At 32.0% G+C, this 15,528-nt stretch carries 18 protein-coding genes; 17 read left to right on the top strand and 1 reads right to left on the bottom strand.

Going from position 1 to position 15,528, the window contains the following annotated elements; genetic code table 11:
• Window position 1 precedes the first annotated feature (1 nt).
• From C3L23_RS04715 to C3L23_RS04790, 17 genes are all read left to right on the top strand, one after another.
• Complete coding sequence (locus C3L23_RS04715; protein WP_127680354.1) at window positions 2–673, top strand: DedA family protein; 672 nt, start codon at window positions 2–4, stop codon at window positions 671–673.
• 45 nt (window positions 674–718) lie between these two features.
• Entirely contained in the window at window positions 719–973 is a 255-nt protein-coding gene (locus C3L23_RS04720) for a hypothetical protein (RefSeq protein ID WP_127680356.1), read from the top strand.
• 75 nt (window positions 974–1,048) lie between these two features.
• Window positions 1,049–2,419: a leucyl aminopeptidase gene (locus tag C3L23_RS04725; RefSeq protein WP_127680358.1), complete on the top strand. Its 1,371-nt coding sequence runs from the start codon at window positions 1,049–1,051 to the stop codon at window positions 2,417–2,419.
• Between the two features lie 164 nt (window positions 2,420–2,583).
• Window positions 2,584–3,678, top strand: a complete 1,095-nt coding sequence (gene ychF, locus C3L23_RS04730) for a redox-regulated ATPase YchF (protein ID WP_015902419.1) — start codon at window positions 2,584–2,586, stop codon at window positions 3,676–3,678.
• Entirely contained in the window at window positions 3,675–4,505 is an 831-nt protein-coding gene (locus C3L23_RS04735; protein ID WP_210402429.1) for a S1 RNA-binding domain-containing protein, read from the top strand. Before ychF ends, C3L23_RS04735 begins: the two co-directional genes overlap by 4 nt.
• Window positions 4,506–4,535: 30 nt before the next feature.
• Window positions 4,536–4,820: a nucleotidyltransferase family protein gene (locus C3L23_RS04740; protein ID WP_127680360.1), complete on the top strand. Its 285-nt coding sequence runs from the start codon at window positions 4,536–4,538 to the stop codon at window positions 4,818–4,820.
• A complete protein-coding gene (locus C3L23_RS04745; RefSeq protein WP_127680362.1) occupies window positions 4,813–5,241 on the top strand; it encodes a DUF86 domain-containing protein in 429 nt (142 codons plus the stop codon). Before C3L23_RS04740 ends, C3L23_RS04745 begins: the two co-directional genes overlap by 8 nt.
• Before the next feature lie 19 nt (window positions 5,242–5,260).
• Window positions 5,261–6,922 (top strand): molybdopterin-dependent oxidoreductase, encoded by a 1,662-nt coding sequence (locus C3L23_RS04750; protein WP_246831109.1) that lies wholly within the window; start codon window positions 5,261–5,263, stop codon window positions 6,920–6,922.
• A gap of 116 nt (window positions 6,923–7,038) precedes the next feature.
• Window positions 7,039–7,647, top strand: coding sequence for a hypothetical protein (locus tag C3L23_RS04755; RefSeq protein WP_127680366.1), 609 nt, complete (start codon window positions 7,039–7,041; stop codon window positions 7,645–7,647).
• 2 nt (window positions 7,648–7,649) lie between these two features.
• Window positions 7,650–9,341, top strand: a complete 1,692-nt coding sequence (locus tag C3L23_RS04760; RefSeq protein ID WP_127680368.1) for a pentapeptide repeat-containing protein — start codon at window positions 7,650–7,652, stop codon at window positions 9,339–9,341.
• Window positions 9,342–9,407: 66 nt separating this feature from the next.
• Window positions 9,408–9,551, top strand: a complete 144-nt coding sequence (locus tag C3L23_RS09485) for a hypothetical protein (protein WP_168175709.1) — start codon at window positions 9,408–9,410, stop codon at window positions 9,549–9,551.
• A gap of 413 nt (window positions 9,552–9,964) precedes the next feature.
• Entirely contained in the window at window positions 9,965–10,360 is a 396-nt protein-coding gene (locus C3L23_RS04765) for a YchJ family protein (protein ID WP_127680370.1), read from the top strand.
• A gap of 20 nt (window positions 10,361–10,380) precedes the next feature.
• A complete protein-coding gene (locus tag C3L23_RS04770; RefSeq protein WP_127680372.1) occupies window positions 10,381–10,827 on the top strand; it encodes a hypothetical protein in 447 nt (148 codons plus the stop codon).
• On the top strand, window positions 10,827–11,324 hold the full coding sequence (locus C3L23_RS04775) for an LOG family protein (protein WP_127680374.1): 498 nt from the start codon (window positions 10,827–10,829) through the stop codon (window positions 11,322–11,324). Before C3L23_RS04770 ends, C3L23_RS04775 begins: the two co-directional genes overlap by 1 nt.
• Window positions 11,325–11,421: 97 nt before the next feature.
• Window positions 11,422–12,927, top strand: a complete 1,506-nt coding sequence (locus tag C3L23_RS04780; RefSeq protein ID WP_127680376.1) for a hybrid sensor histidine kinase/response regulator — start codon at window positions 11,422–11,424, stop codon at window positions 12,925–12,927.
• Between the two features lie 36 nt (window positions 12,928–12,963).
• Complete coding sequence (locus C3L23_RS04785; protein WP_127680378.1) at window positions 12,964–13,596, top strand: phosphoglycolate phosphatase; 633 nt, start codon at window positions 12,964–12,966, stop codon at window positions 13,594–13,596.
• Complete coding sequence (locus C3L23_RS04790; protein ID WP_127680380.1) at window positions 13,593–14,963, top strand: FAD-dependent oxidoreductase; 1,371 nt, start codon at window positions 13,593–13,595, stop codon at window positions 14,961–14,963. The genes C3L23_RS04785 and C3L23_RS04790 overlap by 4 nt, the downstream gene beginning before the upstream one ends.
• Here the strand turns inward: C3L23_RS04790 and recR are convergent.
• Window positions 14,953–15,516: a recombination mediator RecR gene (gene recR, locus C3L23_RS04795; protein WP_127680382.1), complete on the bottom strand. Its 564-nt coding sequence runs from the start codon at window positions 15,514–15,516 to the stop codon at window positions 14,953–14,955. The two genes, C3L23_RS04790 and recR, sit on opposite strands and share 11 nt — an antisense overlap.
• Window positions 15,517–15,528 lie beyond the last annotated feature (12 nt).

The raw sequence follows: 15,528 nt of genomic DNA on the forward strand, positions 1-15,528 counted from the left end.
TATGAAAAAACACCTCTTTTTAATCCTCATTTTCGCCACGTTTCTTTACGGATTTGACTTTCATACTATAAAAGAATTTTTTACAGAAGAAAACCTTGTACATTTATTAAAAGAATACGGATATATTATTTTATTTTTCTGGTCTATTGCCGAAGGCGAAACGGGACTTGTAATGGCCGGTGTTTTAGCTCATACGGGAGACATGAACCTGTTTTATTCTATTGTCGTAGCGGCACTCGGAGGATTTGTGGGAGATCAGATTTATTTTTATCTAGGTAAACTTAATAAAAAATGGGTTTTAGAAGAACTTCACGCCCACAGGACTAAATTCGCAAGAGCCAGGCTTCTTCTTCGAAAATACGGAGGATGGGTAATCTTTATCCAAAGATTCATATACGGAATGAGAACAATTATTCCTATGGCTATAGGTATCAGCGGTTACGACCCTAAAAAATACGCAGTCATAAACCTTATAAGCGCATTTGTATGGGCAAGCGTTACTATTATTCCGAGTTATATTTTCGGAGAAGAAATACTAAATATTATCAAATGGCTAAAACACCACTGGTATTTCGGACTTGCATTTGCCGTATTTGCACTCGGAACACTCTGGTATTTAAACAGACTTGAAGACCAGAAAAGAGAAAGAAGAAGAGCAGCTAATCAGAAATAAATTTTCATTTTTCCTAATAGAATTTCCATTATGAAAAGGATTAAAGTGTCACATATAAAAATAAATATTGTAACTCAGCAAAGTTTTGTTTATACCCATTATTTTACATGTAATCAATTAAAAAGATTAGAAGATTTGCTAATTAACGGCGGTAAAAAACGTATTAATAATCAATATTTTACAATTCAAAACTCGGCTTTATTACTTTTTAAAGGTAAAAAATTTTCAGGACCAAATTATGCAATGGATATTGAAAAAGCTTTAAAAGAAGTACAATTAAAGTTAAAAGAACATTGTTAATTATAAGTTAACAATTAAAAAAGATTATAAAAATTTTTACTATAATTACGCAAACATAAAATATAAGGAGTTTATATGGAATTTATAAAAGGAAAAGGCGAGGTTAAAGCCGAGATTGTAATAAACGGAGCTAAAAAATTTGAAGAATATGGATTTGAAGGAAAAGACGGGGAAGTTTTGGTTTTACCTGAGAAAAAAAGAATTTATGTAGGTATAGAATCACTAAATCCTGAAAACATTAAAACTGCAACCGCTGTAATTATAAAATCACTTAAAAAATACAAATTTGAAAGCGTGGAAATCACACCTCCGAATACTAAAAACGAAGATATTTTAGTTGCGTTTTTTGAAGGGTTTATGCTTGGGGATTATGAGTTTGACAAATACAAAAGCAAAAAAGCAAAACACCCGATTAAAAAAATAGCAATCAATTCAAAAAGAGATTTTGACGAAATAATTAAAGAAGCAAAAGTAAGGGCTGAAGCTGTTAATTTCGTAAGGGATATAATTAATTCGGTACCTGATGAACTTACACCTGCAAAACTTGCGAGTATCGCTGAAGATATAGCTAAAACAAATAAACTTGAATGCAATATTTACGATGAAAACTACCTGTTTGAAAACGGATATCATGCATTCTACAGCGTTGCAAAAGCAAGCAGCAATCCTCCGAGACTCATTCATCTGGCCTACAAACCTAAAAACGCCAAAAGAAAAATCGTTTTAGTCGGAAAAGGTTTATGCTACGACAGCGGTGGACTAAGCCTTAAACCGAGTGACTTTATGGTAACAATGAAAAGTGACAAATCAGGTGCTGTAACGGTACTCGGAATAATTAAAGCCATCAGCGAGCTTGGTCTAAACGTAGAAGTTCACGCAATACTCGGTGCGGCTGAAAATATGATAGGCGGAAACGCATACAAACCTGACGATGTGCTAAAAGCCAAAAACGGAAAAACTATAGAAGTCAGAAACACAGATGCGGAAGGAAGACTTGTCTTGGCAGACTGTCTTTGCTTCGCTCAGGAAAACATCAAAGATTTTGATGAAATATATGACTTTGCAACGCTTACGGGTGCTTGCGTTGTGGGTGTAGGAGAATATACGTGCGGAGTTATGGGATTTGAAAAAGAAAAAATAGAAAACATCATAAATACCGGAGAAAAAACGGGTGAGCATTTCGCATACCTGCCGTTTAACAAATACCTCCCAAAACTTCTTAAAAGTGAAATCGCGGATATCTGCAACATTGCTTCAAGCAGATACGGAGGAGCACTTACAGCAGGACTTTTCCTAAGCAAATTTATAGAAAATGAAAACAAAGAAAAATGGACTCACCTTGATATCGCAGGACCTGCGTTTGTGGAAAAAGCATGGGGATTCAATCCTCACGGCGCGAGCGGATTTGGAGTGGATACGTTTGTAACACTTCTTAAATCTCTTTGATTTCTAAGTTTTTAAAGTTATTTAAGTTATTTAAGTTATTTAAGTTATTAGGGTTAGTTAAAAAACCTTAATAACCTTAACTATCCCAATAACCATAGCTTCCTTTAACTTTTCCATATATTTACTGCCTTATTTCGATATAATTTCACCAAAAAAGGATTTTAATGAAAGTTGGTATTGTCGGACTTCCGAATGTTGGAAAATCTACTACTTTTAACGCACTTACAAAAACACAAAACGCAGAAGCTCAAAACTATCCGTTTTGTACTATTGAGCCGAATAAGGCAATCGTACCAGTTCCGGATGAGAGAATTGAAGAGCTGGCTAAAATAGTAAACCCTGATAAAATTCAGTACTCTACAATTGAATTTGTTGATATTGCAGGGCTTGTAAAGGGTGCGAGCAAAGGTGAAGGGCTTGGTAACCAGTTTTTGGCCAATATCAGGGAAACGGATATTATTTTACACATGGTGAGATGTTTTGAAGACGATAATGTTATACATGTAGAAAACAGCGTAGATCCGATAAGAGACGTTGAGATTATAGAGCAGGAACTTTTATATGCAGATATGCAGACACTTGAAAAAAGAATAGCAAAACTTCAAAAACAGGCAAAAGGCAGCAAAGACGCCAAAGCTCAGCTTGAACTTGCAAATGAACTGATGGAGTGGATCAGTGAAGGAAACCCTGTAAAGACATTCCCTAAAAAAGACGAAGAAGCGTTTAAAGTAATAGAAAGAGAACTTAGCTTCCTTACAAACAAAGAGATTTTTTACGGTGCGAATGTAGATGAAGAAGGTTTGGCGGAAGATAACGAATACGTAAAAGCACTAAAAGAATACGCGGCTAAACACGGAAGGGAAGTTATCAAACTATGTGCAAAACTTGAAGAAGAAATGGTTGATATGAGTGACGAAGAAAGACATGAATTTTTAGAGAGTCTGGGAGCTAAAGAAAGCGGGCTTGATCAGATTATCAGAAAAGCATATGAAAAACTTGATCTTATCAGTTATTTTACTGCCGGAAAAATCGAAGTCAGAAGCTGGACTATTAAAAGAGGAACAAAAGCTCCTCAGGCCGCAGGTGTAATTCATACGGACTTTGAAAAAGGTTTCATTAGAGCGGAAGTTATAAGCTATGAAGACTTTATAAAATACGGCGGAGAGCAGGGTGCAAAAGAAGCGGGTGCCATGAGACTTGAAGGTAAGGATTACGTGGTTCAGGACGGGGATGTAATGCATTTCAGGTTTAACGTATGATTGAAGAATATTTGAAATTAGGCTCACTAAACAATCTCAAAATCTCCAAAAAAACTCCTCAGGGGCTTTACCTTGAAGCCCTTGACGGTGACACTGTTTTACTCCCTAACAGATACGTAACCGATGATATGAATATAGGCGATGAAATAGAAGTGTTTATCTATAACGATTCGGAAGACAGATACGTGGCAACCACCGACAAACCGAAATACGAATACGGGGAATTCGGAGTATTCAGGGTTGTGGACGTAGCAAAATTCGGTGTATTTGTTGACTGGGGGATGCCAAAAGATCTTTTCATGCCGCTTGGAAATATGAAAAAAGAGTTGCAAAAAGGCGACAGCGTAATAGGCAAAATCGTATATGATGAAAAAACTGACAGATTAATGCTTGATTCTAAACTTTCAAGGCACATTAAAAAAGCGAAAAACTATGATGTTAACGATGAAGTAAAAATAATAGTAATCGCAAAAACTCCTCTCGGATACAAATGCATAGTGGATGATATGTACGAGGGAATGCTTTTTGATAATGAAATATTCGAAGATGTAAGAGTAGGGCAAAAGAAAAAAGCGTTTGTTAAAAACGTAAGAGAGGACGGAAAACTTGATCTTTCACTTCAAAAAATCGGCTCAAGAGATGATGTTAAAGATAAAGTTTATAAAGTTCTAAAAGAATGGGGCGAAATGAAAATAACCACCAAATCAGATCCAGAAGAGATTAAAAAGTACTTCAAAGTCAGCAAAAAAGCCTTCAAATCGGCTGTTAACGAGCTGATTAAAGAAGATAAAATCATTCAGGAAAATGGTACAATAAGAATAAAATAAATATGCTATAATTTATAAAAAAGGCATTTTATGACAAAAAGAGAAATATTAAATTTTTTAACACAAAATAAAGAACTTTTAAAAAATCGTTTCGGTGTTAAAAAAATAGCTCTTTTTGGCTCATATGCAAGAGACGAAGCAAATGAAAAAAGTGATATTGATTTAATTGTTGAAATGCCGAGTTCTTTTCAAAAGTATTTTGAACTTAAATATTTTTTAGAAGAACATCTTGGAAAAAAAGTTGATTTAGGACTGTCTCATAAAGTAAGAGCATACATTAAAAACAAAATCCAAAAAGATTTAATATATGTTTAGAGATGCTGAATTTTATATTGTAGATATTTTTATTGCAATCGATAAAATAAAAAGATATACAAAAGATTTCAGCAATGCACAAGAATTATTACATGATGAAAAAACATGGGATGCAGTAATCAGAGAGCTTGAAATTATAGGTGAAGCTACAAATAAATTAATTAAACTTGACTTTCTAAAAAAAGATTTTAAAATAATTGTAGATTTTAGAAATATTATAGTTCATGAATATTTTGGAATAGATGAGAAGATTGTTTGGGAAGTGGTAAGTGGCTATCTTATTGATTTTTATAATGAATTGTTAGATATATCAAAAAATAATGATTTAAATCTTGCCATACAAAAAGCAATTGAAGAAAATAAACATAATAAAAAAGTAATAAGCTTTTTAAAAGAGTTGCAAAATGTTCTGTCCGCTTGACTGTTGGGACTCTTGTGAATTGAGAATTGAGAATGGAGAAAGGAGAATTAAAAAAGGTTCTCCTGAAAAATCGTCAGATTTTTTGGGGCGTATTGTAGGTGAAGGTATTACTCCGTATCTTTGCTGGAAACTGAATAATTACTTCAGATTCCCTTCCGTAAGCACTCCTAAATACAATAGTGAAAATATTATGTTAAATGAAGCTCTGGATAAATTAACTGAAATATTAAAAAACACCGACCCTAAAAAAGTGCTTTTTGTAAAAGGGTCCGGTAACATGGGGATTATGCAAAACATAACAAAGCTTTTTTTTGAGAATTACGGAGCAACGTTTGCCGTAGGTTCTACATGCGACGGACTCGGAGAAGAGGGGATTATTAAAGGCAGAGGCAAATCACTCATACTCCCGACATGGATAATTAAAAACGCCAAAAATATCATCATCTGGGGCAGAAATCCGTATGTTACAAACATTCACTTAATTCCTATGATAAAAGACAAGTATATCGTGAGCATTGATGCTATTGAAACAAAAACGGCTAAAAATTCTGATCTTTTCATACAGGTAAAACCGAATACCGATTTTTACTTGGCGATACTGCTGGCTCAAATGGTGATAGAAAGTGAGCAATATGATGTTAGTGATAATTTTGATGAGTATAAAAAAATAGTCTTTTCATATGACAGAAAAGTTCTAATGAAAAAATGTGGAATAAATAACGAAGAATTAATGAAACTTTTTGAAGTTATAAAGCAGGGTGCTGCAGTATTGACAGGACTTGGCATTGCTAAATGTAAAGAATGCTGGAAAACCACATGGGCTATTGACAGCCTCTTTTACATGCTTGGATATTTCGGAAAAAAAGACAGGGGAGTTGCGTTTCTTGGAAGCAGCGGATACGGAATAAACAACCCATTCGCTATAAATCATAAAAAACAAGTGCCGCTGTGGGATGTTAACCTTGATGATTATGATGTTGTTTTTGTACAGGCAGGCAATCCTCTTGTAAGTTTTCCAAACAGGCATGAATGGCAAAAACTTAAAAACAAAACAACGGTCGTTTTTGGTAAATATATGGATGAAACCGCTCAAATTGCCACGCTTTTTATCCCGACAAAAGATTTTTTTGAGAAAAAGGACGTTAGGGGGAGTTATTTTCACGAATTTGTTATCACTCAAAAATCAAATCGATTTTTGAGTGGCGGGAAGAAAATTTCAGAATATGAACTTACTGAATATTTAATGGATAAATTCGGGTTCAAGGGCTTGAAAAGTGAAGATGATTATATCGATGAAATATTAAATGCAGATTTGGAAAAAACAGGGGATGAAATATACCGCAAAAGGGTATTTGACAAACCTCCATACAGTGAAGGCTTTTTTACGAATAACGGTAAATTTAAATTTTTAAATGAAGATTTTGAATACAATGAAAAACCTTTTGAAATCGTAACCGCAAAGCACGATAAAGCGCTTAATTCCCAGTTTCAAAGAGACGACAATATTTATATAAATCTTAACAGTAATAATATTATGTTATGTTTTGTGAGGAAAAATTTTGATGAAAAAGTGGTAAAATATGATAAAAACTTGCCTCTAAACATTATCTACACAAAGGGCGGAACTACAATAAATAAAATTTTAAAAGCCAAAGGAGAGAATGCATTTTATGAAATTTAGAAAAATTCAAATATTTTTTTATATAATTTTAATAATTTTAATTAGTGTCTGAGAAAATAAAGTTACTTTAAATTCTTTTGATTGGAATTAATAAAAATTTTTATAAAAGGGTAAAAATGGCGGAAAATAAAAAAAGTAAAGAAAACTCAAATGTAAAAAATGATAATAGTAAGCATGATTCAATTGATGAAGAAAATTCACATAAGAATGAAAATTATAGAGATAGAATTCCTGAAAATATTGAGGAGTTATATATAAAATATACAAATATGTTATTAAATAAGTTATTAGATAATAAACCACAAGAAGATAATAATACTGAGACTATTTCAGTAAATAAAGACGAAAACTTTTTTTCTAAGATTTCTAAAAATTGTTGTTGTATAGCTATTATAATTATTTTAATTCTGATTTGTATTTTAATAAATACAAATCATTCTTCTTGTAATTTAAAAAAAGAGCAAAAATTAAGTAATTATAGTAATAATATTGAGCAAAAAATAAATTCTTCTATAACTAATATAAACAATGAAATAAAAAAAATAAGTATGGAAATTAAGGAGATAAAGAAACTTAGACAAATTGAAATTAAAAATTTAAGATATAATGTGAAAAATATAGAAAAGAAAATTAATAAATTGAATAGAGCTATTAGTGTAATTAATAAAGAGAGTAAACAAGGAAATACTTGTAATATAAACTTTCAATGTAATGCGGAAAAATAGGTATGAATTTTAGTAATTATAAACAACAAAAAAATATTATAAAGCAAGAAGAAAAACATATTCAAAATTTTGTTGAACATTGTAGCACTTACTTAGAAGATGTAGTTTTCGATAATGAAACTTTTGAAGATGAAATTAATTGGAAGTTAATTTTAAATGATAAGGACAAAATAGTCAAATTTGATAAATGTGTATTTGAAAAAAATGTTAGATTTGATGATATAAAATGTAAAAAGCTAATTTTTAAAGATTGTACATTTAAAGATGGTGGAGGAATAAAAAATAGAGAAGGAGAAAATTCTTTAGATATTGAATTACTTGATTTAGGTTTTTATGAATTGGATGGAGATTTTATTGTTGATATTGGAATGTATGCAAGAGATGATGGGACATTACAAACAACAATAGGAAGAATAAAGGAATTAAAATTTAACAATCCTCAAAAAGGTAATGGCAGAGTTTTTTTTGTTGGTCTTAATGAAAAACTTGAAAAAGGAGTCTTTGTAAATAGAGTGCTTGATAATGTTGTTTTTCAAAATTGTGATTTAAGAAATTGTTATTTTTTGAATGCTAAAGTTGATAAAACTGAGTTTAGGAATGTAACATTTAATAGTTTTGAAGACACATATTATATGTTTGTTAGAGAAGATGGTAAAGATGGAGTAATAACGGCGTTTTTTTTATTTATATTTATAATTCTAGGTAATATTTTATTTTATAAGTATAATTTCCCTGATAAAGAAAATTTATTAGATGTGTTTTTTGTTTTTTTGATGAGTTTTATATTTATTATGAGCTTTATAATTATTTTGATGCCTTTAGATAGCGTATATATATTTTTTTTATCATGTGGAAGAAAATTGACGTTTTTGCTTGATAAAGTATTTACTTTTTTTAATAGCAAAAGGACTATTAAAGAACTTTATTTAAATACTCATTTAGGTACAAAAGATGAGGAAAAAATTATTAAAATTTTAAAAAAACAAAATGGTAAACAAAATGTGATTAATTTAAGGTCTTTAAAAACTTTGTATGAAAATTTGGCAATAAACTTTATGAAGACTGATAAACAAATAGCAGGCGAATTTGTGTATTCATCAAAATTTTACAAATCTTTAGTAGATTATGGTCTATGGGATTTTTTAGAAGTATTTCCAAATAAATACCATCATTTTATCAATGGATTTGGACAGAGATGGTTTAGGGCATTTTTTCATATTTTATTTATTATATTTTTGTTCTCTTTTATATTCGTGTATTGTGTTAAACCAAATATTGATTATATATCTACGAAAAACACACCTTCTTTTTTGTTAGAAGGAGTGCAAACCACTGAAAACAATGCTAATATAATTTTTAATTTTGATAGCTTTAAAATTATTACATGGAAAAATAATATGACTAAAAATATAAAAGCATCTTCATTTAATAATTCAAACATTTTATATGGTTATGATGGTATAAATAATTTTAATGCATTAAAAGAACAAAAGGTTTTTGCTTTAAAAGAAAATTTTTTGGTTGGTTTTTATAAGTCTTTGAGTAATTTATTTTATCCTTTCAATTCTTTTTCAAAAAATTGGTTTCAAAATTTATCTGAAAAGGCATATATATTAAGTTTTTTTGAAACTATACTTCTTTGGATTTTTATGATTGGATTTTTAAAGGCTCTCTGGAATAGAATTAAGTTTTAATTTTGACTAAGGAGGGGCAATGGTGCCTATTAGTAAAAGATATATGCAGATGAGAATATTTTTAATATGGATTTTGATAAATTTCCAATGGCAAATCATTATAACGAATATCCGTTTTTAATGTTTGAAAATATCGTAAACAAAGAAAAATGTATAGAAATAATTGATTCATTAGAAAAAGAAACATACAAAGCTAAGTTGATAGGTTGAGGGGCTTAACGAAGAGATTAAAAAACAATAATATATAAAAATAATTTTTATGAAAATAAGAGATAAAGCAGAGAACGTTTTATGGAGTTAGTTTTTTAAAAGGGAGTGAAATACAAATACTTGAGTATAAAAACGGGGGATTTTATAAGTGCCATAGTAATAACAGCAGTGAGATTTATAAAGACGGAAAGCTTGTAGGATTTAAAAAAGTGGCAAATAGGGCTTTAATGACACTTCTTTTTTTAAATGATGATTTTGAGAGCGGTAAGGTTAAGTTTTGTTATTTAAAATTAATGACGCAAAAGATGTTATAATAAAGCCAAAAGCTGGTATGATGATTGTTTTTCCAAGTCATCCCCTTTTTTTCACATTAAAGGAAGAAGGATATCGGTTGTAAAGTGGCAGGAGGTTAAATGATTGGTAAAAATTCACCTTGTCCATGCAGAAGCGGTAAGAAATATAAAGAGTGCTGCTTTAAATGGCACAAAATCGGAAGCGCTCCGAATGCTTTACTTCTGATGAAAAGCAGATATACGGCATATGCTATCGGTAACGCTGATTATATAATTAAAACAACACATTCCGATTCACCTCACTTTGAAAAAGATCTTAATGAATGGAAAAGATCTGTTAAGGAATTCGGCAACAGTGAATTTAAAAAGCTTGAAATTATTGAATTTATTGACGGAGAAAAAGAAGCTTATGTGGAGTTTAAGGCATATATTGACGATTATGTAATGCATGAAAGAAGCAGGTTTGTTAAAGACGGGAAGTGGTTCTATATTGACGGCATTCAAAAAGATGTATAATATAAAAAAAAGGATATGCCATGAAAATAAACCGTTTTCCTAAAATGGCCGCACTTCAGAAATTCAGAGCCTTAAAGCTCGGATTTGACTTTCCGACAGCGGAAGCAATAGGGATTGCAGAAGCTACAAAATACGCAATTTTTAAAAACCTCTCTCATAAAAAGCGTATTGCCAAAGAAAAAGAAGAGGTCATTAAACAGTTTCAGGGCAAAAAAGAGCTTGACGAAGAAACTTTTACCGTATTTAAACTCCCGGCCGTTGACGGACTGCCTTATGTGGGAGGCAAAATTTATACTAGTGAAGACTATAACAGATATTTTATGAAATGGGGAGATGAAATTAAAACCCTGATAGAAAAATGGGCCGAAAACATTATCGAAAACTGTGATGAAAAAACTCTAAAAAGCGAAAACAGGTTTTTTAACGAATGCTGGAAACCTCATCGCGATGAACTACAGGAGGCATAATGAAAACAGCTACGACTTTCGGTGCAAGCAGGGTGGAAGACCCTGAGCTTTACAAAGAGGGAGTGGAACTCGGCAGATTTTTGGCAGAAAAAGGCTACAAGGTAAAATGCGGTGGTTACGGAGGGCTGATGGAGGCTGTCAGCAAAGGAGTCAATGAAGCCGGAGGGGAAGTAACCGGTGTTACGCTTGAATATTTTGATGAAATAAGACCTAAAAACCCGTATCTTACTAAACGGATTCCTGCAAAAGATCTCTTTGAAAGATTAAAAAAACTGATTGAAGGAAGTGAAATTTTTATTGCACAAAGGGGCAGTATAGGTACATTAAATGAAATTTTTATGGTCTGGGCGTTAAAATACGGTTTAAATCTTGATTTTAGAATATGTCTCATAGGCCGTGAATATGAAGAAATTAAAAATCTTTCTTTAATCCCGGAAGAAAGACTCGGAGACATAGAAATCTATAAAACTCTCAACGAATTCAAAAAACACTTTTAACGAATTACTGATTGATATAACTTTTTTTTAATATTTGTGTCATTTAAGTTAATTTGGGTAAAATTTTTATTGATTTGAAAAAGGGGAAAGGATACGAATGAAAATATTAATTATCGAAGACTCCAAAATGTTGAATAATCTTTTAAAAAAAGAACTTTCTTCTTTAGGATTTGACGTTACACAGTCATATACACTAAAAGAAAGCTGGAAATATCTTGAAAACAACAGTTACGATTTAATCATTTTAGACCTGCATCTGCCTGACGGTGAGGGGATAGAGCTATTAGACGAACTGCATTCAATGTCTGATGCAAAAGTGGTAGTGCTCTCCTCAATAGATGACAAATATTTAAGGGAAGAACTTTTCAGATACGGTATTCTCGATTATATTATCAAAGATAAAAATTTAAAATTCTCTCTTTTGGAACTGATAAAAATCATAAAATTCGCATCGGAAGAAAACAAAGGAAACATTTTAATAATTGACGATTCTAAATTTTTAAACAAACAGTTAAACAACATATTAACTCCAAGAAATTATCATGTGCAGAATGCTTATACGTTTAAAGAGGGCATGGAGCTTTTAAATAAAAACAGATATGATCTTTTGATTTTAGATTTAAACCTTCCGGACGGCCACGGAGTTGATATACTGGAAAAAGTAAGAGAGAACACAAACACCATTGATTTGCCCGTAATTGTTCTTTCCGGAGAAGCAAATCCGGATTTAATAAGAGAAGTGTTAAAAAAAGGGGCAAACGATTATCTCGCTAAACCTTTTGTATTTGAAGAGTTTTTATTAAGAGTGGATCTTTGGATAGAGTATTATAAAAACAAAAAAGAGCTTTCAAATAAAACAAGAGAACTGAAAAACATCAACAAAAACCTCCAAAAACTTGTACAAAAAGAAGTTGAAAAAAACAGACAAAAAGACAAACTGTTAATGCTGCAGTCCAGACACGCACAAATGGGAGAGCTGCTTTCGATTATTTCACATGAATGGATCCAGCCGATCAGCGCAATATCTTCATTGGCTGCAATAATCCAGCTGAAAATATTCAAAAACGATTTAAATGAGAAGTTTTGTGAAGATACGGCTGTAAAAATTAAAAAATACGTAGAAAGTTTAAATGAAATAATGAATAATTTTAAAAACTTTTTTAAACCTCACAGCGAAAAAACAGTTACCGATTTTGAAAAAATAACAAAATATTCCTTATCCCTGCTTGAAAGCTACATTCAAAAAACAAAAACCAAAATAAATATAGATATCAAAAACCTTGAAAGTTTTGAAACATTTGAAAACGAAATAGTACAGGTAGTGGTAAATATTCTTAAAAACGCAATAGAGGCGTATCCTGACGAATCCGAAAAAATAATAGAAGTCATTATAGACGGGAAAACTCTTGTCATTCAGGATTTTGCCGGCGGTATACCGGAAAAAATAATTAATAATATTTTTGAGCAGTATTTTTCAACAAAAGGTGAAAAAGGAACCGGAATAGGGCTTTATATCTCGAAAATAATTATTGAAGACCACTGCGGAGGGAAAATAAAAGTAGAAAATAAAAACGGCGGAGCCAGATTTACCATTCAGCTGTAAAAATTTTGATAATATTTCAGATAAAAAAGGTATTATTTGGAACTTTTAATATTTGATCTGGACGGAACACTTATAGATTCGGTACCCGATTTAACTGAAGCAATTAATAAAACATTCAATGAACTCGGTATTGATAACGTAACTGAAGATGAAGTAAGGAATTATCTGGGAAACGGTGCAAGAACACTGATAGAAAGGGCATTAAAAAATAAAAATGACCAAAATCTGCTTCAAGAAGCTTTAAAAATTTTTAAAAACCATTACAAAAACAGCGTATGCGTAAAAACTTCCCTTTATCCAGGAGTTAAAGAAACTCTTGAAAAACTGCCCAATAAAAAGGCAATAGTAACAAACAAACCGTATGAATTCGTGGGTGAAATATTAAAAACACTGGGAATTGACGGACATTTTGAAATGTGTATCGGAGGAGAAAGTCTGCCTGAGAAGAAACCTTCTCCTCTTCCTCTTTTGTATGTATGCGAAAAAATGGGATTTGAACCTGAAAACTCAGTTATGATAGGTGATTCCAAAAACGACATAATCGCTGCAAAAAAAGCGGGAATTAAATCCATAGCGGTAAATTACGGATACAATTACGGTGAAGATGTGAAAATTTTTGAACCTGACATAATAATTGATGAATTTACTAAACTTGCGGAGGTTGTATGAAAGCGGCAATTATCGGAGGCGGAATAACGGGCAGCAGTATTGCAATGTATCTTGACAGTTTAGGTATAAACGTTACTCTTTTCGAAAAAAATGATCTTATAAGCGGTCCGCCTATATGCCATCTTCATGCCGGCGGAAATTTATACAGGGAAATAACGCTAAAAGAAAAAATTGCTCTTTTAAAAGAATCTATTGATTTTATCAGACTGTATCCGCAGGCGATTGATTACAGGCCGACTGTAATAGCCGTGCCGAAAAATGATGAGGGAAATCCTAAAGATCTGATCGAAACACTGGAAATTTTAAAAAAAGAATATAAAAAACTTATTGAAAACGATCCTAAAAATAAAGTATTAGGAGAGCCTGATGAGTATTACAGACTATATTATAAACAAGACCTGCAAAAACTTAAAATGAAAGATCTCCCAAAAGTGCCTAAAACTCCAGACGAATGGCTGATACCTTTTGCAAAATACGTAAATCTCGATAATATTAAATATCCCGTAATTTTGGTTCAGGAATACGGAGTAAACGTATTTAGACTAGCAGCAATAGCCAAAATGATATTAGAACCTAAAGGCATTGTTAAATATGAAGAAGTAAAAGAGCTGAAAAAAGTTGACGGCAAATGGATACTCAACGGTGAAGAATTTGATTATTTAATTAATGCCGCCGGATTTAAAAGCGGGATAATTGACGATAAATTACACTTTAAAAGAGAAAAACTGACGGAATTTAAAGCCGCTTACGTTGTAAAAAATGAGAATTTCAATTTTACATGGCCGGAAATAATCTTTCACGGTAAACGGGGCACTCCCCAGGGAATGGGACAGTTTACCCCTTACGCAAACGGAATATTCCAGCTTCACGGAATGACGAAAGATATTACTTTATTTGAAGACGGTCTGGTAAGCAGCAGTGAAAACAGCTCTTATCCCAGACTTCCTAAACATTTTATAGAGAAAATAGAAAAAGGATGGGAAAAAGAAGAAGCCGAAAGCAGAGCAAAAAAAGCCATTGAACATTTAAGCAGATTCATACCTGAATTTAAAAACAGCAAACCGACTTTCGTTCCTTTATACGGCGCCCAGCAGATTCCCGGAACAGATGCCGAGCTCAGGGCCGTTGAAATAAGTTTTGAAAACAATTATGCAAGATGTGAAGTGGTAAAAGCTTCAACAGTTACGTCAATGGCGGATTCGATTGTAAAAGATTTAAATAAAAAGTTCAACACGCCGTATAAAAAACAGATTGAAATAGATGAAATAAAAAATTTAGACGATAAAACCGTTACCGAAAAAGCTAAAGAAACCGCCAAAAAAAGAGGCTACCCGGAAGATATGGGTAAAAGATGCTTTAAAGCTTAAACCTTTGTTTAATTGCTTTAGCGAGGGAATTAACATCCACATTTTCAAAATGCACGCCGGTAGGCACACCCTGGGCTATTTGTGTAAATTCAATATTTAAATCTTTTAATTTGTCTTCTATATAAAGACTTCTGGCTTCCGACTCTACGGAAGGAGGAAAAGCAAAAATCAGCTCTTCGATTTTCTTTTCCCTGATAATATTTTTAAGTTTTTCGATGATTTCATCGTCAATGTGGGTTAATACAAAATAATATCCCTTATAACTTCCGCTTTCTTCTATTGTAATAATATCTTTTGAATTTTCAACAACGGCAAGCGTTTTATCCCTGTGTTCATCGCTGCATATGTCGCATATCTCGTGTTCGCTGAAATTGCCGCATATTTCGCATTCTTTAATATTTGCAACCACGTCTTCAATGGCGTTTATCAGTTTTAAGGCTTTGAATTTGTCTTTTGCAATGCTTATTGCCAGTCTTGTGGCCGATTTTTTCCCGATACTCGGCAGTTCTTCGAACGCTTCAATTAATCTGTTTAAAGATTGTAAATCTTTCATTTAACTCCTATT

The organism is Nautilia sp. PV-1, from assembly GCF_004006315.1.
GTDB classification, from domain to species: Bacteria; Campylobacterota; Campylobacteria; order Campylobacterales; family Nautiliaceae; genus Nautilia; species Nautilia profundicola_A.

Bases quoted from the DNA above. Each gene is read 5' to 3' on its own strand.
- C3L23_RS04765 (WP_127680370.1), top strand. From the start codon at position 9,965: ATGATTGGTAAAAATTCACCTTGTCCATGCAGAAGCGGTAAGAAATAT.
- C3L23_RS04755 (WP_127680366.1), top strand. From the start codon at position 7,039: ATGGCGGAAAATAAAAAAAGTAAAGAAAACTCAAATGTAAAAAATGAT.
- C3L23_RS04760 (WP_127680368.1), top strand. From the start codon at position 7,650: ATGAATTTTAGTAATTATAAACAACAAAAAAATATTATAAAGCAAGAA.
- C3L23_RS04790 (WP_127680380.1), top strand. From the start codon at position 13,593: ATGAAAGCGGCAATTATCGGAGGCGGAATAACGGGCAGCAGTATTGCA.
- C3L23_RS04715 (WP_127680354.1), top strand. From the start codon at position 2: ATGAAAAAACACCTCTTTTTAATCCTCATTTTCGCCACGTTTCTTTAC.
- ychF (WP_015902419.1), top strand. From the start codon at position 2,584: ATGAAAGTTGGTATTGTCGGACTTCCGAATGTTGGAAAATCTACTACT.
- C3L23_RS09485 (WP_168175709.1), top strand. From the start codon at position 9,408: ATGGATTTTGATAAATTTCCAATGGCAAATCATTATAACGAATATCCG.
- C3L23_RS04740 (WP_127680360.1), top strand. From the start codon at position 4,536: ATGACAAAAAGAGAAATATTAAATTTTTTAACACAAAATAAAGAACTT.
- C3L23_RS04735 (WP_210402429.1), top strand. From the start codon at position 3,675: ATGATTGAAGAATATTTGAAATTAGGCTCACTAAACAATCTCAAAATC.
- C3L23_RS04725 (WP_127680358.1), top strand. From the start codon at position 1,049: ATGGAATTTATAAAAGGAAAAGGCGAGGTTAAAGCCGAGATTGTAATA.
- C3L23_RS04775 (WP_127680374.1), top strand. From the start codon at position 10,827: ATGAAAACAGCTACGACTTTCGGTGCAAGCAGGGTGGAAGACCCTGAG.
- C3L23_RS04770 (WP_127680372.1), top strand. From the start codon at position 10,381: ATGAAAATAAACCGTTTTCCTAAAATGGCCGCACTTCAGAAATTCAGA.
- C3L23_RS04745 (WP_127680362.1), top strand. From the start codon at position 4,813: ATGTTTAGAGATGCTGAATTTTATATTGTAGATATTTTTATTGCAATC.
- C3L23_RS04780 (WP_127680376.1), top strand. From the start codon at position 11,422: ATGAAAATATTAATTATCGAAGACTCCAAAATGTTGAATAATCTTTTA.
- recR (WP_127680382.1), bottom strand. From the start codon at position 15,516: ATGAAAGATTTACAATCTTTAAACAGATTAATTGAAGCGTTCGAAGAA.